This window comes from Epilithonimonas sp. 33E, assembly GCF_059372615.1.
In genome coordinates, this window is sequence record NZ_CM182009.1 from 176,041 (window position 1) to 200,736 (window position 24,696).

Annotated in this window: 22 protein-coding genes; 8 read left to right on the top strand and 14 right to left on the bottom strand. The window is 36.2% G+C overall.

What is annotated here, in order from left to right:
- Window positions 1-400 precede the first annotated feature (400 nt).
- The 3 genes from AC5P2S_RS00845 to dnaB form a co-directional block, all read right to left on the bottom strand.
- Entirely contained in the window at window positions 401-1,003 is a 603-nt protein-coding gene (locus AC5P2S_RS00845) for a Riean_0653 family protein (protein WP_494555892.1), read from the bottom strand.
- Window positions 1,004-1,120: 117 nt separating this feature from the next.
- On the bottom strand, window positions 1,121-1,702 hold the full coding sequence (locus tag AC5P2S_RS00850) for a Crp/Fnr family transcriptional regulator (RefSeq protein ID WP_494555893.1): 582 nt from the start codon (window positions 1,700-1,702) through the stop codon (window positions 1,121-1,123).
- A 91-nt stretch (window positions 1,703-1,793) separates the two neighbouring features.
- Window positions 1,794-3,368, bottom strand: coding sequence for a replicative DNA helicase (dnaB, locus tag AC5P2S_RS00855; RefSeq protein WP_494555894.1), 1,575 nt, complete (start codon window positions 3,366-3,368; stop codon window positions 1,794-1,796).
- Between the two features lie 214 nt (window positions 3,369-3,582).
- On the opposite strand from dnaB, the gene AC5P2S_RS00860 reads away from it, so the two are divergent.
- Together AC5P2S_RS00860 and AC5P2S_RS00865 are read left to right on the top strand one after the other, a co-directional pair.
- Window positions 3,583-5,046 (top strand): DUF5687 family protein, encoded by a 1,464-nt coding sequence (locus AC5P2S_RS00860; protein WP_494555895.1) that lies wholly within the window; start codon window positions 3,583-3,585, stop codon window positions 5,044-5,046.
- A 125-nt stretch (window positions 5,047-5,171) separates the two neighbouring features.
- Complete coding sequence (locus tag AC5P2S_RS00865) at window positions 5,172-5,888, top strand: ABC transporter ATP-binding protein (protein WP_494555896.1); 717 nt, start codon at window positions 5,172-5,174, stop codon at window positions 5,886-5,888.
- A gap of 136 nt (window positions 5,889-6,024) precedes the next feature.
- Here AC5P2S_RS00865 and AC5P2S_RS00870 read toward each other — a convergent pair whose 3' ends face one another.
- The 3 genes from AC5P2S_RS00870 to fumC form a co-directional block, all read right to left on the bottom strand.
- Entirely contained in the window at window positions 6,025-6,354 is a 330-nt protein-coding gene (locus tag AC5P2S_RS00870) for a DMT family transporter (protein WP_494555897.1), read from the bottom strand.
- 73 nt (window positions 6,355-6,427) lie between these two features.
- Window positions 6,428-6,988, bottom strand: a complete 561-nt coding sequence (locus tag AC5P2S_RS00875) for a Crp/Fnr family transcriptional regulator (RefSeq protein ID WP_494555898.1) — start codon at window positions 6,986-6,988, stop codon at window positions 6,428-6,430.
- A gap of 80 nt (window positions 6,989-7,068) precedes the next feature.
- On the bottom strand, window positions 7,069-8,463 hold the full coding sequence (gene fumC / locus AC5P2S_RS00880) for a class II fumarate hydratase (RefSeq protein ID WP_494555899.1): 1,395 nt from the start codon (window positions 8,461-8,463) through the stop codon (window positions 7,069-7,071).
- A gap of 285 nt (window positions 8,464-8,748) precedes the next feature.
- Here fumC and AC5P2S_RS00885 point away from each other — a divergent pair, with 285 nt between their 5' ends.
- Together AC5P2S_RS00885 and prfA are read left to right on the top strand one after the other, a co-directional pair.
- Complete coding sequence (locus AC5P2S_RS00885; protein ID WP_120211965.1) at window positions 8,749-9,024, top strand: hypothetical protein; 276 nt, start codon at window positions 8,749-8,751, stop codon at window positions 9,022-9,024.
- Window positions 9,025-9,267: 243 nt separating this feature from the next.
- Window positions 9,268-10,356, top strand: coding sequence for a peptide chain release factor 1 (gene prfA, locus AC5P2S_RS00890; RefSeq protein WP_283415722.1), 1,089 nt, complete (start codon window positions 9,268-9,270; stop codon window positions 10,354-10,356).
- Between the two features lie 86 nt (window positions 10,357-10,442).
- Here prfA and AC5P2S_RS00895 read toward each other — a convergent pair whose 3' ends face one another.
- Entirely contained in the window at window positions 10,443-10,868 is a 426-nt protein-coding gene (locus AC5P2S_RS00895; RefSeq protein ID WP_494555900.1) for a DUF6146 family protein, read from the bottom strand.
- A 278-nt stretch (window positions 10,869-11,146) separates the two neighbouring features.
- Window positions 11,147-12,343 carry an endonuclease/exonuclease/phosphatase family protein gene (locus AC5P2S_RS00900; RefSeq protein WP_494555901.1) on the bottom strand — a complete coding sequence of 399 codons (1,197 nt, stop codon included), beginning with the start codon at window positions 12,341-12,343 and terminating at the stop codon, window positions 11,147-11,149.
- Between the two features lie 227 nt (window positions 12,344-12,570).
- Here AC5P2S_RS00900 and AC5P2S_RS00905 point away from each other — a divergent pair, with 227 nt between their 5' ends.
- Both AC5P2S_RS00905 and AC5P2S_RS00910 read left to right on the top strand, forming a co-directional pair.
- Entirely contained in the window at window positions 12,571-15,456 is a 2,886-nt protein-coding gene (locus AC5P2S_RS00905; RefSeq protein ID WP_494555902.1) for a carboxypeptidase regulatory-like domain-containing protein, read from the top strand.
- A gap of 20 nt (window positions 15,457-15,476) precedes the next feature.
- Entirely contained in the window at window positions 15,477-16,913 is a 1,437-nt protein-coding gene (locus AC5P2S_RS00910) for a DUF5689 domain-containing protein (protein WP_494555903.1), read from the top strand.
- A gap of 49 nt (window positions 16,914-16,962) precedes the next feature.
- Here AC5P2S_RS00910 and AC5P2S_RS00915 read toward each other — a convergent pair whose 3' ends face one another.
- Genes AC5P2S_RS00915 through AC5P2S_RS00930 form a run of 4 tightly spaced genes read right to left on the bottom strand, consistent with a single transcriptional unit; the run spans window position 16,963 to window position 19,317 of the window.
- Window positions 16,963-17,556 carry a DUF4126 domain-containing protein gene (locus tag AC5P2S_RS00915; protein ID WP_494555904.1) on the bottom strand — a complete coding sequence of 198 codons (594 nt, stop codon included), beginning with the start codon at window positions 17,554-17,556 and terminating at the stop codon, window positions 16,963-16,965.
- Window positions 17,557-17,599: 43 nt separating this feature from the next.
- On the bottom strand, window positions 17,600-17,971 hold the full coding sequence (gene rnpA, locus AC5P2S_RS00920; RefSeq protein WP_494555905.1) for a ribonuclease P protein component: 372 nt from the start codon (window positions 17,969-17,971) through the stop codon (window positions 17,600-17,602).
- A gap of 4 nt (window positions 17,972-17,975) precedes the next feature.
- Window positions 17,976-18,701 (bottom strand): tRNA threonylcarbamoyladenosine dehydratase, encoded by a 726-nt coding sequence (locus AC5P2S_RS00925; protein WP_120211958.1) that lies wholly within the window; start codon window positions 18,699-18,701, stop codon window positions 17,976-17,978.
- Window positions 18,694-19,317: a TatD family hydrolase gene (locus AC5P2S_RS00930; RefSeq protein ID WP_494555906.1), complete on the bottom strand. Its 624-nt coding sequence runs from the start codon at window positions 19,315-19,317 to the stop codon at window positions 18,694-18,696. Before AC5P2S_RS00930 ends, AC5P2S_RS00925 begins: the two co-directional genes overlap by 8 nt.
- 210 nt (window positions 19,318-19,527) lie before the next feature.
- On the opposite strand from AC5P2S_RS00930, the gene AC5P2S_RS00935 reads away from it, so the two are divergent.
- On the top strand, window positions 19,528-20,157 hold the full coding sequence (locus tag AC5P2S_RS00935) for a TetR/AcrR family transcriptional regulator (RefSeq protein WP_120211956.1): 630 nt from the start codon (window positions 19,528-19,530) through the stop codon (window positions 20,155-20,157).
- On the opposite strand, the gene AC5P2S_RS00940 is transcribed toward AC5P2S_RS00935, so the two are convergent.
- Entirely contained in the window at window positions 20,154-21,296 is a 1,143-nt protein-coding gene (locus AC5P2S_RS00940) for a serine hydrolase domain-containing protein (RefSeq protein WP_494555907.1), read from the bottom strand. The two genes, AC5P2S_RS00935 and AC5P2S_RS00940, sit on opposite strands and share 4 nt — an antisense overlap.
- 83 nt (window positions 21,297-21,379) lie before the next feature.
- Here AC5P2S_RS00940 and AC5P2S_RS00945 point away from each other — a divergent pair, with 83 nt between their 5' ends.
- A complete protein-coding gene (locus AC5P2S_RS00945; protein WP_494555908.1) occupies window positions 21,380-22,621 on the top strand; it encodes a DUF445 domain-containing protein in 1,242 nt (413 codons plus the stop codon).
- 121 nt (window positions 22,622-22,742) lie between these two features.
- Here AC5P2S_RS00945 and AC5P2S_RS00950 read toward each other — a convergent pair whose 3' ends face one another.
- On the bottom strand, window positions 22,743-24,410 hold the full coding sequence (locus tag AC5P2S_RS00950) for a DUF6909 family protein (RefSeq protein WP_120211953.1): 1,668 nt from the start codon (window positions 24,408-24,410) through the stop codon (window positions 22,743-22,745).
- Window positions 24,411-24,696: the final 286 nt, after the last annotated feature.

Genomic DNA, 24,696 nt, shown 5'->3' on the forward strand with positions numbered 1-24,696 from the left:
TTTAAAAGATTAATATTTAATTATTGATTTTTACCAGAGAGACAAATTGCAGTTTGTCTCTCTTTTATTTACATTGGAGTTTGAGATGTCGAAGCTATTATTAGCAGATAGCCTAAGAGTATAATTGCACTGATGATTCCTAAAGTTAATCCGACAGTTTTTATATAGTTTATTTTCTTATTCAGATGTTTGCTACAGCTAACCTATGATCTTAGCTTTCATGTCTTTATATTTGTATTTCCATCAGCTATTTTTAAATTTCTGACTCGTAATCTGAAGTTCCAGTTCGTATGCTATTTTTTGTATTTATGTCAACATTTTATATTCTTCCCAATAATTGTAGCAGCTTAACGCGCAACAAAAGCTTAGGAATAAATATTTCATAAAAGTAAATTGAAGATTATGGAAAGTTTTGGTTGCCAATAGTTGCGGTATTAATATCGAAACGCCCGTCTATGATCTCGATGGTTTCTTTACCATCAGCTGACCTTAACTTTCCTGAGAATGTACCAGATACTATGGGCTGCCCTCCATATTTGGTAATGATAGTTTTGCCGGAATTTTCATACGAGGTGTACCATTTCCATGTACTGGTATTGTAATCAAATGCTTTTACATACACATAATTTTGCATTAGACCATCTATACCGTGTTTAAAATTAGAATCCATCCAGATATACTCTCCTGTACCTTTGGTAGGAATATCATGTAGGTGCATCCAAAAATTATTGATTGGCTTCCCATCTTTAAAATTATTGACATCAAGCTCATCATATTGATATGTGCTAGAAGAACTTCCCCACCAAGTAACAGCGTTGGCGCTTCCGGCAGTACTGAAGCTTCCGTCTCTGGGGTAGAATAATTTTCCGTTAACCAGACAGCCAAAAGTATTGGCACCTGTTTGTGTTTCGGCAGGAAGTTGTGAAGTATTATCTGTTTCAGTATCATTATCTCTACTGCAACAAATTACGATACATAATAGAAGAAAGATTAAATTTTTCATAATATAGGATTATTTTTTTTCTAAAGGTACTTTAACAGCGCAAGCAAAAAAATAATCGTAATTAAGAAATTTTCTACTTTATGTTAAACATAAAAACCGTTTCGGTCAGAAAACGGTTTATTTTTTATAGAAAGCATTTTTTGTTTTGGAGAAATATTCTGGAGTGACGCCAAGATAAGTCGCAATAATTTTATCCTTGACTCTTCTATTGATTTCAATAGAATCGGTAAGGAATTTTTCTACCCTTTCTTTTGGTGTCAGCATATTCATAAACTGGAAGTGCGATAGATGCCGGGCGATAAACTGTTCGAGTATTTTAGCATAAAGCTCGGTCAGAACATGTGACTGCGCAAGCATCTCATAAAAATTTTTCCGCCTGATATAAAATACGAAAGTGTCTTCCAAGGCTTGTATGTTTTCTTTATTCACTGCCTGTCCGGAAAACGAAATAAGATTGGTACAAAATTCATTTTCTAAAATAAAGGTTCTTGTTACTTCAACATTTAATGGGGTAAAATAAAAAATTCTGAGAGAACCCTTGATAATAAAAAATAGCTTGTCACAATCTTCAGTGTCCGAAATGATAATTTGGTCTTTTCGTACTTTAAATAAGTTAAAATTCTCTGAAATCAATTTTTTGTCTGACTCCATTAGTTGTTTACCAATACTTATTCTTTCGAAAATATTATGAATGATCATCTGTGGATTTTCTATAAAAATACACAATTGGCTTAATAAAAAACAACTAATTATATCACTTGTTTAGATTTAAGAAAGTGGTGCAATAATTTTAGAAAGGCATATCATCATCGTCATCATCATTCATTGCGGAGCCGGATAACTGATTATTATTCGGAATTCCAAATGCTGAATGCGGATCACTTGTAATAGTAATTCTGTCGAAACCGGAAGGTTCATCTTTTTGTCCAAAGTTGGAAGGTGTATATTCGTAATTGGTTCCGAGATCAGCAAACTTACCAATGTTCTTATGGAATGCTAATCGAACATCCGCAGTTGCACCATTTCTGTGCTTGGCGATAATGATTTCTGCCTGATTTTCCGTGCTGGTTTCTGCGCCTTCTTCATCATTATCCCAAACCGCAATTTTGTAATATTCGGGACGGAAGATGAAGGATACGATGTCTGCATCCTGCTCAATAGCTCCGGATTCTCTCAGGTCAGAAAGCATTGGTCTTTTTCCGGGTCTCGTTTCCACGGTTCTGGAAAGCTGAGAAAGTGCAATTACGGGAACATTCAGTTCTTTTGCAATTGCTTTTAATGAACGCGAAATCATTGCAATTTCTTGCTCACGGTTGCCACCACCTTTCCCGGAACTGGCTGTCATAAGCTGGAGATAATCGACCATAATGATTTTCACGCCGTATTGCATTACCAATCTTCGACATTTTGCACGGAAATCGAAGATAGAAAGCGAAGGCGTTTCATCAATATAAAGCGGTGCATTTTCCAAAGCCGAAACGTTCGTAAATAACCTTTGCCATTCATCATCAGACATTTGTCCTTTTCTCAGTTTCTCGGAAGAAATTCCGGTTTCGGAAGAAATCATCCTGGTAATTAACTGAACTGAAGCCATCTCCAGGGAAAATAATGCCATCGGAATATTGTGGTCCACACAAATGTTTCTTGCCATTGAAAGGATGAAAGCGGTTTTTCCCATCGCCGGTCTTGCAGCAATAATGATGAGGTCAGAGTTTTGCCAGCCTCCGGTTTCTTTATCCAAAGCAGTAAATCCGGACGGGATTCCTGACAGACCTTCCTTATCTTTTAGGGATTTGATTTTGTCAATCGCTTCTTTTACTAATGAATTGGCTGTGTCGAATCCTTTTTTAATGGTTCCGTTCGTGATTTCGAAGAAAGATTGCTCGGCTTTATCCAGCAATTCGAAAACGTCGGTGGTTTCTTTGTAAGAACTGTCTATAACGTTAGCAGAAACGTTGATCAAAGAACGAAGGATGAATTTTTCAAGGATCACACGCACGTGATATTCGATGTGGGCAGAAGAACTCACACCCATTGTCAGATCGATGATATAATGATCGCCACCGGCAAGGTTCAGTTTTTCATTTTTTTTCAGATCCTGAATCACCGTCATCAGATCGATTGGCGAATTGCTCTCATACAATTTCAAGATTGATGAAAAAATCGTTTGATGCCTCGGATCGTAAAAAACATCGGGCGTTAACAAATCAATAGAATGGTCAAGACCCTTTCTGTCAATCAAAAAAGTACCGATGACGATTTTCTCAAAATCTAATGCGTTGGGCGGCATTTTGCCATCCGAAATAGATAATTCCTTTGCAAAATTACCGTGAATCAAACTCGATAATGTTTCCTTTTCTGCCATTGTACAAAGATAGTTTTTTTGATAGGTTGAGGTCAATGAAAATCCTAACAAAATTATTCACAATTCCTGCAAACACCTTTTGCTGCAAGAAATCGTATGTTAGTAATTTTTAAAAGTCAAAGAAATCTGTAACAAAATGTACAAAATGCGAACTTAATATATAGAAAATCTAATAATATACAGAATTCATTACATTTAACAAAAAATAAACTTTATGCTGCAACGATTCATCAGATTAGAATTCAAAAGTTTTTTCAGGTCAAGTTCCCTGGCAGCCAATATTGTCGTTAAGATTTTCCAGCTTCTGGGAGTCTTATACATTCTTGCCATATTTGTTTTTGCTGCTTTCGGTGCATTTTATTATCCGAAAAAAGAATTACATATCGATCCATTGCCATTTATCAGTAAGTTTCTGATCTATTGGCTTATTGTCGATCTGTTCCTCAGATATTTTTTTCAACAGATGCCGACTCAGAATATCAAACCTTTTCTGACAATGAATATCAGGAAAAGTACGCTGGTCAATTATATGATTAGCAAGACGTTTCTCTCATTTTTTAGTTGGGGCGGACTTTTTATTTATTTGCCTTTGTTAGGGATTCTGCTTTATAACGGCTATGCGGTTTTGGGCAGTTTTTCTTGGGTATTTGCCCTGATTATTTTGAGTTTCACCATCAATCTGATTAATATCCTTCTCAACGGGAAAGATTTAGCTATTTGGATTATCGGTGGACTTTTAGTTCTTGCGGGCGGATTGGACTATTATAATGTTATTGCTTTATCATCGGCTTCTGAGAAGTTTTTTATGCTTTTCTATAATCATTGGTTCGCGATTGTATTGCCGATTGCACTGTTTGCAATTCTCTACACCATTTGCAGAAAATTCATTTATGACAATTTCTATCTTGACAAAGGCCTGGAAATGAAACAGGAAGTCGGGAAAACAGAAAACATCCAGTTTCTTAATAAATATGGCGTTCTCGGCACTTTCATCAACAATGATATCCGAATGATAAAACGAAGCAAGGCTGCAAAATCCATTGCTTTAGGAAGTTTTCTGTTCTTGTTTTACGGTTTGCTTTTGTTCAGTTCCCCAGCCTACAAAACGGCTTATATGCAATTATTTATGGGGCTTTTCGTCACTGGCGGATTTTTGTTTTTGTTTGGCCAAAGAGTTCCTTCTTTCGATAGTTCCTATTATCCGCTGATGATGACGCTGAACGTTCCTTACAAAGAATATCTGAAAGCGAAATGGTGGATGATTGTGAGTGCTGTGGCTGTGAGTATGGTTTTGGCAGTTGGTTATGCGTTCGTAAGTTGGGATCTGTATTTCACGTTTTTGGCGGGCGGACTTTATAATATTGGTGTTAATTCTCAGGTTGTTCTGCTGTCGGGTGCGTTTAACAAAAATCCGATTGACCTGAATGCGAGAGGAAAAACATTAGGCAAGAAAAACAATTTCAGTTTCAAAAATATCCTGCTTCTTTTGCCACAAATGGTTTTGCCAATGGCGGTTTTCGGAGTTTCAAAATATTTTTTCGGAACAACGGTAGCTGTGGCAAGTCTGGGTATTTTGGGATTGATTGGCTTTTTCCTCAGAGAAAAATTCTTCGATTTCATTGTCAAATTGTATAAAAAAGAAAAATACTCAACCATCAAAGCCTTCAAAGGCAATTAGACTTAAAATTTTGTCTTCGTTAAGTTTTACGCCTTTGTGAACCTTAAAAATGTTTTCAATATTAATAAAAAATCTTTGTGGACTTTGTGTTCAAAAAAAACTCTCACTTCTAAAATATAAATAAAATGATAACAATAAATAACCTCTCCAAAGTTTACGAAACCAAAAAAGTCTTATCCTTAGAAAACCTAGAATTTCCAAAAGGTCAAACCATTGGCTTAGTCGGGAACAACGGTGCTGGAAAAACAACCTTATTCAGCCTGATTCTGGATTTGATAGAACCAAGCTCTGGATTTGTTTCCATCGATGGCGAAAAAGTCAACGAATCTGAAAGTTGGAAAAATAAAGTCGGTGCATTCATTGATGAGACTTTTCTCATTGGTTATTTGACTCCGGAAGAATATTTTTATTTCTTAGGAGAACTCAGAGGGCAAAGCAAGGCGAATGTTGACGAATTCCTGAAAAACTTCACCGATTTCTTCAACGGAGAAATCCTGAATGCCAAAAAATATATCCGTGACCTTTCCAAAGGCAATATGAAAAAAGTCGGAATCATCGGAGCATTGATAGGAACGCCAGCTATTATTATTCTGGATGAACCTTTTGCGAACCTTGACCCTTCAACTCAAATCAAATTGAAAAACCTCATCAGAGATTGGTCACAAAACTCAGATTCCACATTCCTGATTTCCAGCCACGATTTGGCTCACACCACAGAAGTTTGTGAAAGAATTGTGGTCATCAACAAAGGCGAATTGGTAAGAGATATCCAAACTTCTCCGGAAACTTTGAGAGATTTGGAGCAATATTTTGCAGACCAAGTTTCAGTTAATGCTATTTAATGTCTCACGGATTGTGCAGATGTTGCAGATTTAAAATTTCATCTGCTCAATTTGCGAAATAAAGAATTGATTAAAAACCACAAAAGTCACAAAAGAAAAATAATATCTTTTGTGACTTTTGTGGTTCAATAATTTATTAATGTGAAGAAACTGCTTTCAATCCTACGATGGAAGCAATCAAGGTAAAAATAAAAAACAAGCGCCAGAATGTCGCCGGCTCTTTGAAGATGAAAATCCCAATCAGAACAGTTCCAACGGCACCGATTCCCGTCCATACAGCATAAGCCGTTCCTAACGGAAGTGTTTGCGTTGCTTTGATGAGCAGAAGCATACTTGCAATCAATGATATTCCGAATCCGGCATACCAAAGGTAAGATTCAGGGCCCGATGTTTCTTTGGCTTTTCCTAAACAAGATGTAAATCCAACTTCAAAAAGCCCTCCAAGAATTAAAAAAATCCAGTTCATTACTTATCAATTTTAATGATGCAAATTTCCAAATTGAATGCTACGGATTTTTTTACAAATGTTAAAAAATTAATCAGATTTCGCTTCGGATTCTGCTCAGGCTAACTTGTGTGATTCCCAAATAAGATGCAATGTAACCCAATTGAACTCTCTGGATAATCTCAGGTTGTTTTGTCAAAAGTTCTTCATAACGCTGACTGGCTGTTCTGAACTGTCTGGAAATGAATAATTCCTCAGTTTTTACCAGTTCTTTTTCAGCTAATTTTCTTCCCCAATTTGCGATATTGATATCGGATTCAAATAATTGCTGCAAAGCATCGATTTTTAATTGATACAAAACACAGTCTTCCAAAAGCTGAATATTTTCATAATTCTGATAATTATCAACATAGCTTTTCATTGGCAAAACCACGTCGCCTTCTTTACCAAACCAAAACGTAAGGTCTTGATTTTCTTGAGGAACAAAAGCTCTTACAATTCCTTTTTTAATAAAATAAACCGTCTTTTCTACTTTTCCGGCTTTGATGATAATACTGTCTTTCGGAAACTCAACTTCTGAAATCAAATTCTTTAAAACTGATTTCGAATTTTCGGGAAGTGTAAAAATTTGGTTAAGAATTGTATCAATATTCATAAGCGAAATTTAATAAAAATAAAAACTCCGAGAATTACCTCGGAGCTTGTCTATTATCTTTTGTCTAAAAAGTCTATCATCTATTTAAGACTTCCTACCATATCTTCTGGCTTAACCCACTCATCAAATTGTTCAGCTGTCAACAATCCAAGATTAACAGCTTCTTCTTTTAGAGTTGTTCCGTTTTTATGGGCAGTTTTAGCAATTTTTGCTGCGTTTTCGTAACCGATGTGTGTGTTCAACGCTGTTACGAGCATCAGAGATTTGTCAACCAATTCTTTGATTCTCGGTTCGTTTGGCTCAATTCCAACCGCACAATGGTCATTGAAAGAAATCATCGCATCTGCTAACAATTGTGCAGACTGCAGGAAGTTCGCAGCCATAACTGGCTTGAAAACATTCAGTTCATAATTTCCTTGCGTTCCAGCAAAAGAAATAGTGGTGTCGTTTCCAAGAACCTGTGCACAAACCATAGTAATCGCTTCATTTTGAGTTGGATTCACTTTTCCTGGCATAATAGAAGAACCAGGCTCATTTTCAGGAATGAAGATTTCTCCAATTCCCGAACGTGGGCCCGATGCTAATAGTCTGATATCCTGAGCAATTTTATAAAGAGAAACTGCCAATTGTTTCAACGCACCGTGTGTTTCCACAATTCCGTCATGCGCAGCCAAAGCCTCGAATTTATTCGGAGCTGTTATAAATGGCAAACCTGTAAAATCAGCAATATATTTTGCTACCAAAACGTCATAACCTTTTGGTGTATTAAGTCCAGTTCCAACAGCCGTTCCGCCAAGAGCCAATTCTTTCAAATGATCAAGCGTATTGTTGATTGCTTTTTTAGCATAATCCAACTGCGCCACATAACCCGAAAATTCTTGTCCCAAAGTCAAAGGTGTTGCATCCATCAGGTGTGTTCTTCCGATTTTGACAATGTTCTGATATTTTTTTGCTTTTTCGTCCAGCGTATTTCTCAGTTTATCCAGAGCTGGCAAAGTCGCTTTTACCACTTTAGTATAAGCTGCGATGTGCATTGCTGTTGGATAAGTATCGTTGGAAGACTGGGATTTGTTCACGTCATCATTCGGATGCACTTCCGTTTTTTCGCCCAATTGTCCGCCACTATTCACGTGAGATTTGTTAGCAACCACCTCGTTCACATTCATATTAGATTGTGTTCCCGAGCCGGTTTGCCAGATTACCAATGGAAATTGGTCATACAATTCTCCAGCAAGAATCTCATCACAAACTTTCCCGATAGCATCTCTTTTTTCATTAGAAAGAACGCCTAATTCCGCATTGGTATAGGCCGCCGCTTTTTTCAGGTAAGCAAATGCATCGATGATTTCGCGCGGCATACTTCCTTCCGGACCAATTTTGAAATTATTTCTGGAACGCTCCGTCTGCGCACCCCAAAATTTATCAGCAGGCACTTGCACTTCGCCCATCGTGTCTTTTTCGATTCTGAAACTCATTATATTTGATTTAAATTTTTAATTACCATAAAAGTCACAAAAGAAATATTCATAAACTTAGAAAAAGTTTTCTTAGCTAAGTTTTAGGGCTTTGCGACCTTAAAAACAGGTTGTTAAATTATAATTCTTTGCGGACTTTGCATTTAAAATAATCTCGCAAAGGCGATACAATTACAACCTTACGAAAATACTAAAAACTGAAAATTCAGCAAAATGAAAAAAATCAAGCGATAAATTTTGTCAGATTTAATTAAATCTTCTATTTTTGCTTAAAATTATAGCATTATGATGTTATCAGCTTTTTGGCCGTTTTACCAATTCCTTTGGACTGTTTATTTCTTCACAATGATGTTGTGCGGATTCTGGTGTATTTTGATGTTCTTCGGATTCATCGTACCACTTTGGCTAACAGAAGGTGTTGCTGAATACTTTGGTAAAATCAACAAAAACTTTGACCCGGAAAAAGTAAGATACAAGAAATTGTACGAGCAGGAAGGTGTAGAAGTTATCTACCAAAGACCAGCAGGCGAAAGACCAGCGAGTCACGGTCACCACCATTAATTAGGCAATTTTCTTTTCGTGAGAGATTGCACTCAAAGCGAAACAATATATAAGAAATCCATTCTTTCGAGAGTGGATTTTTAGTTTTAAACACAAAGTCACAAAGGGGTTCACAAGGAACACAATTAATTGCTAACATATAGATAGAGTTGTATGGTAAATATAATTTGAAAACTTCCGACATCTATCTTCCGCTTCCATCTTAAAACTTAAATCATTATCTTTGCCAACTAAAATTTACCTATGTCTAAGTCATTAATTCCGAAACTGGAAGCGATAAAACAACGATATAATGAAGTGGCCGACCTTATCATCCAACCGGATGTGATAACAGACCAAAAACGATATTCTTCACTTAACAAAGAATACAGCGATCTTGGAAAGATCGTGAAAGTATTCGATGCATATAAAGCGGCGCTTGATACGATTGCAGAGTCTGACGAAATCATCGCAGATGGTTCTGATAAAGAGTTCGTGGAAATGGCGAAACAGGAAAAGTACGAAGCCCAGGACAAGCTTCCGGGTTTCGAAGAAGAACTGAAATATCTCCTCATTCCGAAAGATCCTGCCGATGACAAGAACATCATCCTGGAAATGCGTGCCGGAACAGGTGGTGACGAAGCGGCTATTTTTGTGGAAGATATGTACAGAATGTATTCCATGTATTTCAAAACTAAAGGCTGGAAGCACGAAATCACTGACTCCAGTGAAGCATCCAAAGGTTATAAGGAATTGATAATGAAAGTGGAAGGCGAAAGCGTTTATGGCATTATGAAATTCGAGTCCGGTGTTCACCGTGTGCAACGTGTTCCGGAAACCGAATCTCAAGGCCGTGTTCACACATCAGCCATTACGATTGCAGTTTTGCCGGAAGCTGAGGAAGTGGATGTGGAAATCAATCCTGCTGATATCGAGATGCAGACTTCCCGTTCAGGAGGTGCTGGTGGACAGAACGTTAACAAGGTTGAAACTAAGGTTCAACTGACACACAAACCTTCCGGAATTGTTGTAGTTTGTCAGCAGGCGCGTTCTCAGCTGGCTAACAGAGAATTAGCAATGGAAATGTTGAGAGCGAAATTATATGACATCAAACTTCAGGAAGTGGTTGGTGATATTGCAGCGCAGAGAAAAACAATGGTTTCTACTGGTGACCGTTCTGCAAAAATCAAAACGTACAATTATCCGCAAGGAAGGGTGACGGATCACAGAATCAACAAATCGATTTACAATCTTGATGCTTATATGAATGGTGATATCCAGGAAATGATGGATGCCGTAATAATGGCGGAAAATGCTGAAAAGCTGAAAGGCGAGGAAGAAGGAATTGCATAATAGAGGTTAGATGCAAGATGTTAGAAGTTAGATTTATTCTAAATCCATATCATAAATAAAGCTCAATGGAATCTCATTGAGCTTTTTTATTTGATTTTATCAATGCCTCTCAAACCGTTGAAACGGACGCCATATTTCCAGTTGCAATAAGCGAAGAATTGATATAGTCTGTATTCAAAATCGAATCCGTAATTTTCTTTGGGATCATAATCGATGGCCACTTCGTAGAAGTTGGGATTGACACCGGAATAGAAGCGGTTATTCCATTCGGTTACGAGCAATTGGTTTCTGGCTTTCAGGCTGCTTTCCGTAAACATTGATTTAGGTTGTGCTCTGGTAGCAACGAAAGTTTCATATTCGGTATCAAAAACCGTAATTTCCCATTCGTCAGCAGAATCGGTCTTTTTCTGGGTGGATAAATTGGGCTTGGCATTATCGGATACATGTTTTGGATTTGATGTGCAAGACCAAATCAGTCCGGTAATGACAATGATGGCGAAAAGATTTTTCATTTTAATTGTTCATTTACAGTTAATCAAAATAAATGCTTCACATCGGTTTAACATTGAATCGCACGCAGCCCGACTTGAGCGGAGCTCGTTTTTGTTATTGCGATTGTACCAAATTTCAAAGGATAGCTTTACTTTCTTCGCAATGACAAAAACAGCGGGAGCGGAAGGCGGAAATAGCTGCCATAAAAATAACAAAATTGCTATTCGACGGAGTCAAAGGCTGCCCAAATAAAATTAATAAAAAAACCGTTCCAAAATTTGAAACGGCTGATTTATTTTTAAGGTTCTTTTTGCAGGACAACGAAAGCTGGGAAATGGTCGGAATAACCACCGGTAAACTTGTCGCCGTTCCATGATCGGAATGGATAACCTTTGTAATTGCCTTCTTTTGTAATGAGATAATCCGGTGCATAGATCTCAGCTTTGAAAACTGAATAATCTTTTCTTAACTCGTTATTTGGTGAGTAGAGATTGGCTGAAACGATAATCTGGTCAAATAAGTTTGGGGCATCCTGATAAGCCAAAGAAGCAACTCCTTTTTTGTACAAAGGATACATCAGATTAAGGTAATGATTGTCTTCGTTAAGGTCTTTTGGGTTGCCAACGGCTTTCAGATAATTTTTCAAACTTGGACTGATAGGATCATCATTGAAGTCTCCCATTGCAAACAACTTAGTTGAAGGATCCAGAGCTTTTACGCTGTCCATCTGCTGTTTAAGAATTGCGGCGGCAGCATTACGTTTTGGAAGAGATGCTGCTTCACCGCCACGTCTGGATGGCCAGTGATTTAAGAAGAACGCAACTTTTTCGTTATCAAGAAAACCGGTCAAAACTACGATATCTCTTGTGTATTCTCTTTTACCGCCTTCTCCGAAGATTTTCACTTCTTTTTTCCAGGATTTGGAAGGGGAGAATCTTCTTTTCTGATAGATGAAAGCGACATCAATACCTCTATAATCATAAGAGTTGTAATGGACAACTCCGTAATCGTATTTTGCGATAGCTGGTTCTTTAACAAGATCTTCGACAACCTGTCTGTTTTCCACTTCTATAAGACCAACAACAACCGGAGCGGTATTTGTGTAGGCTCTTCCCATTTCGGAAATCACTTTGGCTTCATTTTGCAGTTTTTGTTTATACACGTTATAGGTGTAATTTTTACCACTTTTTGGGGTAAACTCTTCCGAACCACCTTGTATTCTAACTACTTTTTTACCAATAAGAGATTCGTCATTCCAAGGACCGGCATAATCTTTCTCGGTAACCTCCAGATATTTTAAAGAATCCAAAGGGACGCTTCTGTGAAAAGCAGGATTGCTTCTGTCTTTTGTTCCGTCTATATAATCTGCTGAACGAACGGTATCCCAAAGGTTTTCTACGTTCAAAAATCCAACAGTTGCAGCACGAACTTGTCTTTTTTGTGCAAACACTAAGGAAATGCTAAAAATAGCGATTACGCTAAATAAATTTTTCATAATATAAAAAATGTAGGGCTACAAAAGTAATTTTTTTTATATACCTGCAAAATAAAAATTTAATGTTTTTAAAAAATGTTGTTATAACTGCTGAAAAATTAAAATTTTGTTAAAATAAAAATAAAATGTTAAAAAGTTTTAATTATCAAAAATTTATTTACATTTGCCTTCCCGTGTATAACGGACTGTATATTAGAAAAAAAGAGCAAACAAAACCTAATTGATTTATGATTAAAAAATTATCATTAATCTCCTTATTTACAATGCTTCCGGCATCATTTTACTTTGCACAGACTACGGTTTTTGCATACCTGAAAGATGCTGACGGGAAACCGGTGGAAAAAGCACAAGTTAGTCTAAAAGGAGAAGGTAATGATGTTACGGCAGACAAAATTGGTTATTTCCAGTTCGTAGATCTGAAATCCGGACATTATCAAGTTGTGGTATCCAAGCCTAATTTCGAAACCAAAACTTTGGAATTTGACGTTACTACAGAAAAAAGAAAAGATTTGGGGGTTATTACCCTTTATTCTGCATTGACAGGAGCAGATCAGGGCTTGGCAATCCTTGATAACGCCGATGATGAAGGCAGCGGACAAACCTCAACAGTCGGTCTATTGCAATCATCTCAAGATGTTTTCAACAGAATCGCAAGTTTTGACTTAGGCTTTTATTGGTTCAGACCAAGAGGTGTAGATGGTAGAACTTCTGAGAATATGTTGAACGGACTTTCTATGGTAAAATCTGATAATGGTAATGTTGATTTCTCCAATTGGGGAGGTCTTAATGAAATTGTAAGATATCCGGAAATTGCGGCTAATCATTCACCTTCTGAATATGCTTTTGGTGGAGCTAGTGGTGTTATTTATAAAAATACCAAAGCCAGTGAATACAGAAAGGGATTCCAGGCTGTTTACTCAATTACAAATAGAAATTACAGACAAAGGGTTTCTTTGAGATATACTTCCGGAATGTCAAAAAGTGGATGGGCTTTTACTGTAATGGGGGCTAAAAGATGGGCAGAAGAAGGGATTCAGGAAGGAACTTTCTATGATGCTTACGGCACTTATTTAGGCATTGAGAAAAAGTTGAATGATAATCATACGATTACACTAAATGCTTTTGCGTCTCCTTTCAGGAGATCTACTTCCAGCCCAAATACTCAGGAAGTGTATGACTATAGAGGCGTACATTACAACTCATATTGGGGATGGCAAAACGGTGAAAAAAGAAACGAACGGGTTAGAAAAGGTTTCCAACCCGTAATAATGTTACAGGATTTTTGGAAAATTAATAAGAAATCTAACCTTTGGACGTCTGTTTCCTACCAGTTTGGAAAAGATAAGGGATCAAGATTGGATTGGCAGAATGCTCCAAATCCAAGTCCAACATATTATAGAAATCTTCCTAGCTATATTGCCTCTTTAAATCCAGGGGTATTAACTGCCGATCCCAATAATCTTGGATCATTATCTGGAGCATATGATGCATATCAAACAGCAGTCAGCTTGTGGCAAAACGGAGATCCTACTGTTACACAGATAAACTGGGATAGACTATATGCTAAAAATATGGAACAAGCTCCTGTTACGAATTATGGTGTTACAGGAAGAAGGGCTATCTATTTTCAGGTAAATGATGTGAGTGATGATAAAATCTGGAATGCAGCCACACACTATACCTATAATTTTACAGATACTTCGAGGTTTATATTGAATGTTTCTTATCAGAATTATAGATCAGAACTTTATAGAGAAGTTAAAGACCTTTTAGGGGCTGATTTTGTTTACAATAGAGACCCGTTTGCTGCAACCAATAATCCTGGCACTTCCGGATTGTTTAATGAAGGAGAGGAAAATGTCGCTAAAAAAGTAGGAGACAAAATAGGCTATAATTTTATTTTCCGCAGACAAGAAGTTAAAGTTAATCCAGGATTTAAATTTTCTAACGGGGCATTTGATGTTTTTGTTTCGGGGATGTTTGGATATTCCACATCTAACAGAGAAGGTCTTTTCAGACATTATCTTTATGCAGAGTCACTTGGGAAAAGCTCAGATAAAAATTTCTGGAACTATGGTCTTAAAGGACAAATTATATATAAGTTGAACGGAAGAAATTTCTTAATATACAACGGAGCATACTTCTCTCAAGCACCATTCCTAGAAGATATTTTTATTAACCCTAGACTAAATGGTTCAGTTGCACCTAACCTTAAAAATACTATTATCAATGCAAATGATTTGAGTTATGTTGTCAATACACCTTTTTATAAAATCCGCGCGTCAGTATTTTTAGTTGATACGCAAAATGAGACAAGTGTACAAAGATTTTTTGCAGATGGTATACAGCTTACTGATCTTGGAGATACAAGTGGATCTACAGATAGCAATACAGGAGGACAATATGTACAAAGTGCTTTTGTAACTCAAGTAATGTCGAATGTAGAAAAGAGGAATCTTGGTGCAGAGATTGGAATGGATATCAAAATTTTGCCGACACTATCTTTCCAAGGGGCTGCAAGTTATGGGCAATATACTTATAGAAATAATCCTAATGTATATTTCGCATCAGATAATATAGGTATATTCTCCAACGGATTACCTTACACTGAATTTGGTAAAGCTTACATTAAAAATTATAGACAAGGGGGAACACCTCAGACGGCTTTGTCAGCAGGTCTAAGATATAGCTCTCCTAAATATTGGTGGGTAGGAGCCAACTGGAATTTCCTAGACAACAACTACTTAGATCCGTCAGCATTGATCAGATCGGAATCTTTTGTTCAAAACGGTAATTCTGGAACACCTTATTATAATATTGATGAAGACAGATTGAGAGAAATTTTGAGACAAAATAAACTTCCATCTGCTCATTTCTTTAATGCTAATGTTGGAAAATCATGGATTTTCGGTAAGTACTATCTTTTGATTTCTGCTAGTGTTAATAATATATTTGATAATACAAAATATATTACAGGAGGATTCGAACAATCCAGATATGTGAAATATGATTCTTTTGGAGAAGATTACAATAGAGCTCAAACGCTTTTTGGTCCAAAATATTGGTACACCCAAGGACGTTCATATTTTGTTAACTTACAGGTTAGATTCTAATAAATTTTAAATAATTCACAATGAAAATAAATAAAACTTTAAAAACCGTATTAATGTCTGCCGTGATTATGGGGACATTTACATCTTGTGTGAAAGAGGATGACTGGAGTACGCCGGAGATTCTTTGTAATAACAGATTCGATGCACCTACTATTTCTATGGCTGATTTAGCTGCCAAAGCGCCAGCGCTTACTGGAACTAATTACTCTGCTGCGACTTATAAAATTCCTACAGATGGACCAGCTGTGATTTTTGATGGTTATGTAGTATCGTCTGATGAAAATGGTAACTTCTATAAGACAATCTCTTTTCAGGACAAGATTGAAAATCCTACAATAGGAATGCAGATTGAGATTGACAAATCCTCTAACTATGCAGATTTTCCTGTAGGAGCACATATCAGAATCAAGGCTAACGGACTTGTATTAGGATGGGATAGAGCTACTCTTAAATTAGGTTCAGTTGATCCGACGTATGCGATTGGTAGAATTCCAAGTGTTTTATTAAACAGATATCTTTCAGGTGTTTGTAATGGAAATAATAGATTAGATGTTGTTAACCTAGTTCCAACTGTACTTCCAAATTTACTTAAAGCTTTAGACACTAAATATATTAATACATTAGTTCAAGTTCCTAATGTTCAGTTTGATGAAACTTTAGTTGCTCCAACTCAAAAAACTTATATAGAATATATTGCTGGGGTAGGACAAGATACAGATAGAGCAATAGTAGATAAAGGAAATAATTCAACAGTTTTAAGAAGTTCAGGATTTTCTACATTTGGTTCTCAATTGCTTCCAAAGGAGAGTGGGGATTTGACTTTTGTTGTAAGTAAATACAATGCTAACTGGCAAATGATAATCAGAAGTCTGAATGATGTAAATTTTAAAAACCCAAGATTTTTACCAGGTGCTCCGGACAATCCTTCAGCTTCTGCTGTTAAATTGTTCAATGGTGCAGATTTTGAAAATTGGAATACATTTTTATCAAGTGTAAATAGTTTTGGCCTTAAAAGTTATGCTACTCAAGGGGTTGGACTAGGATTGAATAATACTAATTCTTTACAAATTAAGGGGGTGCCAACAGCTAATGATTACGTCTTTACTTCAATTGCTGCTAGTGGACTTCCAACTGCACCGAAAAGAATTACTTTTTATATAAAAGGTACGGCGACAGGAAAATCTTTATCGTTTAATGTTTACAAAGCATCGGATGACACCAAGTATTATGCATTTAATCTGGGTACTTTTAAAACTGGTGCAATCTTGAATTCTACAGCTGCACAGACTAATCAGTATACAGGATCAATTGATACAAACGGACAATGGAGACTAGTACAACTTACTTTGTCTGATTTAACCGATATTAATATAACTGCAGGCAAAAATGTTTTTGCTCTTAAGACCGGGTCTTCTGGAGTATATGATATTCAAATTGACAATATAACAATTGAATAATAAAAAGAAAGACAAAACAAAAAATCCCGCAACAGCGGGATTTTCTATTTTAAAATATTCCGGAATTCTGCGTTTTCATTTTTCGCCAAAGTTTTCTTCCAAAAAATAAGACAAGAATCAATAAAATAATGGCGAGAATAAAAGCAAGTACAGGCAAAAAAATTGAAAGAATTGACATCAATCCGGCTCCGGCAGTTTCCGTAGTAGCAACTACATTATTCCCAATTCCGGCAGTAGTTGCAGTAGAAGCAGCTCTTGTACCGGCAAATCCAGCTGAAATAGTTGCAGCAGTTCCGCCACCGGCAATCAATGCCAAAGCCCATTGAGGAAAAGTTCCCAATTCCATAAACTGGCTTGCAAAAAGAATAGATCCGGCAATGGTTGCTAACGGAATCGAGATCGTATCAAGAAAATTGTCAACTACAGGAATATAATACGCCAGAATCTCAATAATTGTAGCAATGCCTGTTGTGATAAGAGTTGGCAATCCGGATAGCCATTCGAAGTTATCGTTCATTGGAATCCACCCAAGATAAGATGCAAGACTAACGGCGAACATCGGTAAAAAAACTCTGAATCCCGAAGCCGCAGCCAGGCCAATGCCAATAAAGGTGCTCAAAACGTAAGGTAAAATATCGCTCATTTGTAATTTGTTTGAGAATAAAATTACAAATTAAAAGCTGATGCTATCCTTTTTTCTTTTTACAAAGATTAATAAATTGTTTTTCAACATCAGAAAAATGTTCCGGCAAATCTTTAGAAACCCAGAATAACATAGCTAGCGTTTGTTCCCCAAAAGCATCAAAATAAGTAGCTTTATTAAGTCTGTAAGACTCTCTCAAAAGACGTTTGATTCGGTTTCTGTCTACAGCTTTTTTGAAAAATTTCTTAGAAACAGAAACACCTATTTTACAGGATTCGATCGGATACTTTTCTGATGAACTGAAGTAGATGATTCTCATATTTTCTGCAGACAGCCATTTGCCTTTCTTGAACAGAAGGTCGATCTCTGATTTTTTTTTCAGCTTTTCTCGGGAAGGATAACCGTTGATTTTCAAATTGTTATTTTCTTCCGGTTAAATGATTAATGACTTCTGCTGCAGCATACAAACCAAAAATAGCAGGAATAAAGCTGATCGTTCCATAAAATGAACGTTTGAAGTTGGTTCCATCTGTCATTTTAAGGCTGTTTTCGTCCTGTAATTCTGTAGAGAAAACACATCGGAAACCTTTGTTGATTTTCTCTTTTTTCAGACGTTTTCTTACTTGTCTTGCCAAAAGGCAATTGTTGGTTTTACTGATATCACGAACCATCACTTTGCTTGGGTCGGTTTTTCCGCCGGCTCCCATCGAGGAAACGAGTTTTATTTTATGTCGTCGGCAAGTTCTGATGAGTGTCAGTTTAGGAGTCAGAGAATCGATGCAGTCAAGAACATAATCGAATTTTTCTGATTTGATTAATTCTTCCATTCTTTCCGGCTCCAGAAATTCATTGATTTTTGTAAGCTCTAATTTTGGATTGATATCCATTAACCGGTCACCAACCAATTCTACTTTATGCTGGCCAATTGTGGAATGGAGTGCGGGCAATTGCCTGTTGATATTGGTTATATCAACCACATCACCGTCTGCGATGATCATTTTTCCAACACCGGCTCTTGCCAGGAATTCTGCAGCAAAAGATCCGACACCACCTAATCCAACGACCAAAACTTTAGCATTTTGTAGTTTTTCGATGCCTTCATCTTTAATAAGCAATTCGGTGCGTTCCAACCAAAATTTATCCATAATTAATTACTTTTTGAAGATTTTCCCACATTTGGTTTTTCAGCTCTTCCAGAGAAATACATTTAATTTCCGAAACCTTTTCGTACAATTTTGCAATTTCAAAATCGGCATCATCGGTTTCCAAAAACATCTTCCGAACAGGAAAATCTTCAATCAATTTTTGCAAAGATAAGTTATCTAAAGCTGCTTTTCCAAAACTGAGATAAAAGCCGGCATCCAAAAGCTCTTTTGCCGTGTTTTCTTTCTTGTTGAATCCATGAATGATTAGCGGCACTTTTGCTTTTTTGAAATGGAGAATTTGCGAAAATCTGCGGACACAATGGATGATAATAGGTTTTCTAATTTCTTCTGCCCAGGAAATATGATTTTGGAACACTTTGTTTTGAAGTTTTTCATCGATGTCGATTAATCCATCCAAACCACATTCGCCTAGAGCAAGACAGTTTTTTGAAAGAGAAATTTTTTTGATTCTTTCAAAATCGGATTTCCAGTTTTCCGTAATGTCTTTTGGATGTAGACCTGCAGAAAAATTTACGAACGGGATTTCTTCATTAAGTTCTAAGTTGTAGATCCCGGTCTTATTTTGTTTGTGATGATGAAAATCCAAAAAATCCATAGTCAAAGATATGAATTTAAGGTCTTTTTCTGAACACCGAATTGCTTGCAGCAGACCCCTTTGACTTTGCTCAGGATAAACTGTGGACGGATAAAGCGGATCTAATTATTATGCTGATCATAAAAAGTTAAATTTTGTTAAAATCTGTTGTCGAAACTTATTGTAAATGATGAAAAATAGTTTAATTTTACATTAAATCTTTGGTTGCGAATGAGAAAAAAATTTACTGATAAACAGACAAAAATTCTGGATGTAGCAGAAGAACTGATTGCAAAAAAAGGCTTTGAAGGCACGTCTGTGAGAGATATTTGTTCGAAAGCGAATATCAATGTGGCTATGATTTCTTACTACTTTGGTTCTAAGGAAAAGATGATGTCTTACCTTTATCAGTATCGTGTGCAGAGAACAAAAGAAAGCTTTTCTGAGTTTGCACAGACCATAAAGGAAGGAAAACCCGAAATGCAGATGAAAGAGATTGTGAATTATGTGATCTCTTTGCTTTTCAAATACAGCTATTTTCACGGTTTTGTGACGCAGGAGATGCGTTCTCTGGATAATGTGAAGGATGATCTTTTGGAGTTTTACCAGACTTGTGTCGGCAGATTGGACGAGATCATCAAAAGAGGAATTGTTTCCGGTGTTTTTCATAATGCGCCAAAGTCTGAAGATATCCTGACAATGATTATCGGGTCGACTTTGTTTGTGATCAGGAACAAAAACTTCTATGAGATGTATGTTCCTGCAAACAACGATGCACAATATATGAAAGAAGCTGAGCAGAAACTGAAGAACAGCACTTTGCTAAGTGTATTCGCTTTGTTGGATTATGACGCGGATTAGTTTTTCTCAAACTTCAGGGCTTCGTTAATATAAAATTCGATTTCTTTTGGTCTGTTTTTGAAGTCTTTTTCCGGGGATTCTTTGTTGCCTAATCTCACAATAATCATATCATATTCCGGGACTATAATAACGTATTGACCATTGAGTCCATGCATATAATAATGGTGGATTTTTGTATCATAATTAATACGAACGCCTAAACCATAAGTTCCATTGGAATGTTCAGTCGGCGTTATCATTTGGTCAACAAAATTTTCGTTGATTAACGGGATATTTTCAAATTTCCCTTTATTCAGTAGTAAATATCCAATCTTTGCAAAATCTCTTGCATTGGAATGGATACAGCAAAACGATTTTTCTATCCCAAGATCATCCGTTGTCCATTTCGCATTTTGTTCCATCCCGAGAGGTTTCCACAGTTTTGCAGATGCATAAAAAGACAAAGGCATTTGCACAGCTCTACCAACAGCAAAACCTAAAAGTTGGGGAGCAATTGATTGATATTCGAATTGTTCTCCAGGATTTTGTTTGAATTTGCTTTTGAAAATAATATCGGAAAGGGAAAATCCATAGTATAATTCTGCATTTTGAGAGAGTGGATTTTTGTAATCATTATTCCAGTCCAATCCTGTCTCCATTGATGCAAGATTCGCTAAGGTTAGATTTTTCCCAAATTTGTCATTAGAAAATTCCTGATAGAATGTAGAAAATGGTTGATTAATGCTTGCTATTCTTCCGTCGTCAATGGCCTTTCCTAATAGCAGCGTTGTTATAGTGTTGGCCATCGAAAAGGAATTACTCGGAGTCGCTTTATTATAATTCTCCCAATAATGTTCCTGCAGGATTTTTCCGTGCTGAATGATTAAAAAATAAACTGATTTTGTTTCCTTAAGATGCTTTTCCAGTTCCGGAGATAATGCCGTTTTGTTATAATTAATATCGAGTGGCCAGGGTTTTGGGTTTCCTCTTGAAATAGTTTTCGATGGGAAGTCTGTTCCGTCATTTAACGTTGGTCCGGTTTCACCTCTTAGATAAGTCAATCTTATTCCACGGAAAAGATAATTGTAGCCGGTGATATATACCGTTAAAATAATTCCGGCAATCATCAATAGAACTATATTCAGAATTTTCTTCGCCATTCAGAGAGATTTATTTGTAAAAATATTTATTTTAATCAAATATTGATAATTTTGTTTGGAATGATTTTCGATTTTCCTGATTTATGAATGATGAATTGAAAAAACAGCAGCTCAAACGATATAAAACCCTCGCCACAGGATTATTTATTCTGATGGCCGTTACTTTTGTATCGATGACGATTTTACAAAAAGGAAATCATTCACATTGGATTGGCTATATCAGAGCATTTTCCGAAGCGGCGATGGTTGGTGCTTTGGCGGATTGGTTTGCTGTGACTGCGCTTTTCAATTATCCATTAGGACTTAAAATTCCACACACCAACCTCATCGAAAATTCTAAAGAAAAAATTGGCGATAATCTTGGGAACTTTGTGGTGGATAATTTTCTTTCTCCTCAAAATATCCGTCCTTACATTCAAAAACTAAAAGTTTCGGTTTATGTTGGCGATTGGCTTTCTAAGGATAAAAATCAGAATCTTTTGATTAATGAACTGTCATCAATTCTTAAAGATATTATTAATAAACTCGATGATGAATCTGTTGTGAAATTTATTTCAAATAAAGCTGAGGAAATGACAGATTCTATCCAATTAAATTCGGTCATCGGAAACGGAATCGAATATCTTCTCAATAAAAATGATCATCAAAAAATCATTACCAACCTAAGTTCTCAAATCAAAAAGTATATTCTCGAAAATCAACAAATGATCTCTGAAAGAGTAGGAAAGGAGAGTTTCTTTTTGATTCCCAAATCTGTGGATAATAAAATTGCCGAAAAAATTACAAAAGGTTTAAGCGATTATTTCCTTGAAGTTGAAGAAAATCTTAATCATCCATTACGAGCGGAAATTACCAACAAAATCCTGGATTTTTCAAAAGAACTGAAAGAAGAATCTAAGTGGAAAACGGAGTTTGATTCGATCAAAACGGATTTTCTACAAAGTGATAAGATCAAACAATACTCATCCGATATTTGGCAATCCTTAAAATTATCATTGATGAAAGAATTGTCTGAAGAAGATTCTAAACTAAAATCTTATGTCAAAAAAAATATTGATGAATTTGTTTCTAACCTTCAAAATGATGAAAATTTCCAAAACCGAATTGACAATTGGGTTAGATTGACAGCCTATAAATATATTCTGAAAAACACTCAGAATTTTGGCGAACTCATCAGCACAACTGTCGGAAATTGGGAAGGCAAAGAGCTCAGTCGAAAACTGGAATTAGAAGTTGGAAAAGATTTGCAATTTATAAGAATCAACGGAACAATCGTTGGTGGCTTGGTTGGTTTGCTGATTTACACGATTGCGAATTTTATTTAATGAATAAACCACAAAAGTCACAAAAGAATAATCTTAATGATAAACTTTGTTATATAAATCAAAAAAACTCTTGTTACTTTTGTGGTTCAAAAAAGCCTCCAATTTTCGGAGGCTTCAATTTTTATTTCTTCTCAAGAATTTTCTCGATGATTTTATGAGTAATCATATAAGTTGGTTTTACACCTGTGAGTCCAAGTCCGCCGGAAGATAATGTACTTCCTGTTTCCAATGGATTATCCGATGCATAATAAGCATACATTACAAACAGATCCGGAGAAATGTGATGACGGATCTTGCTCGCCACCTGAATCGCTTTTTGATAATGTGCGCCTTCCATTTCCAGACCTATGGCTTTCCAGGACGTTGTCATAAAGTAAGATAAAATGTCTTTGTTCTGAAGCGATGTTCCCAAAACAGTGATCATCGGTCCTTCGAAAGATTTGATCTCATCATCTACAAAATCAGTTGCCTTTAGAGCATTTTCGAAGACATAATTATCAGCAGTACCTTCAAAGATGTGAGAAGTCGGGATCATAATATCGCCTTTTCCTCCGGTTAAGATGCCGGCTTTACCCATGATCGAAACCGATTTCACTTTCATCATATAGACTTCGCCTTTCACTTCATAAGGTCTTAGTAATTCGTCCATTACCTCAAAAGCTTGTTCTCCAAAAGCGTAATCAAAAACCAGGATCACATCGTCACCTTTATATTTTTGATTGGCGAAAACGGTATTCTTAAGTTCAGTCTTGGCAAGATCGATGATTTGAACATCAATGTTGCTTCCGCTATTGTCATCAATATAGATCATTCCTTCTTTCAGAGCGTGATCCAGCACTTTTTCCTGAAGTTCTTTTTTGTTACTGATGTCAGCAAATAATTTATAATCAACCTCTTTTGTTCCTTTTTTATTAAGAGCATCATTGGCAAAAACCATATTTTTCACAGAGTGCATATTGGCACTGATGATGTGAAGCGGTCTCATATGAAGATTGTTTTCCACCAAAACCTGTTTGATCTTATTTGCCCATTTTTCCCCGAAAAGGTGATGTCCGACTCTTTCCTGAAGAATGGCTGAGAAATAGATTTCTCTCTCTCTTAATTCTTTCCAGTCTTCCAGGCTAATCTGACCGAGCCAGTAAATAATCTTGAACAAGCGGTCGGGATTTTTATCATCTCCAAAGTTGTTATAAGCATTAAGTGTTTCATCAAAAGTTCGTCCTAAGAAGGAAGAAAGATGAATCAATGCAACTTCTTTTTCTTTTCTGCTGTATTTTTTCTCGCCTTTAGCAACTTCTTCGATGATTTTCCAGATGCGTTTCGGGCGACCTTCGTTATCCAGATCGAAACCGATGTTTCTGATTTTGTCTGCTTCCAGATAAAGGAACGTTAAGTGAGTCAGGATGTCATAAATCTCGGAGCGGCCCAAAAGAACTTCGATGTTCATCTGGTGTTCATCTATTCTGTAGCAGTTTCTACGTCTTTTCTTCGGAACGATTGGTTCAAAACTTCCTTTATCGAAGCCTTCGTCGGAAGTTAAATGGATAAAAGAACATTCTTCGATACCTTCCGGAAGACGATCAAGAACATAAAGCAAACCGTCCAGTTCTATCTTATTAGGAACGCTCATACTTCCGTAGATCTCCGGATTGATAATCATTAATAATTTTCTTAATGATTCACCCGACACTCCAGATGGTTTGAAAAATCCTCTATAGAATAAGTGTCTCATAGAGACATATAATCTTTCGATAGCTTCTGTGGTTTCTCTTGCTCTTGAATTTGCCATATATTAAAATTTTTGTAAAAGTCTGCAAAGTTATGAAAATTTATTTAAATCAAAATAAAATGTTTAAATATTTGATTTTGAGATTGTTATTGTCTTTTATTGATTGTTATTGCTTTCTTGACAACAGTTTTTAAAGTTAAACTTTCCTGTCTATATTCTAAAATAAATTTTTATTCATGTTTTGATAATAAAAACTAAACATTCTTTTCTCTTTAACTTGTGTTGATGCTGTGAAATTAAGGGGTTGTTGTTGGTTTAAATTTATTTTATTTGAAAGAGTCTATAA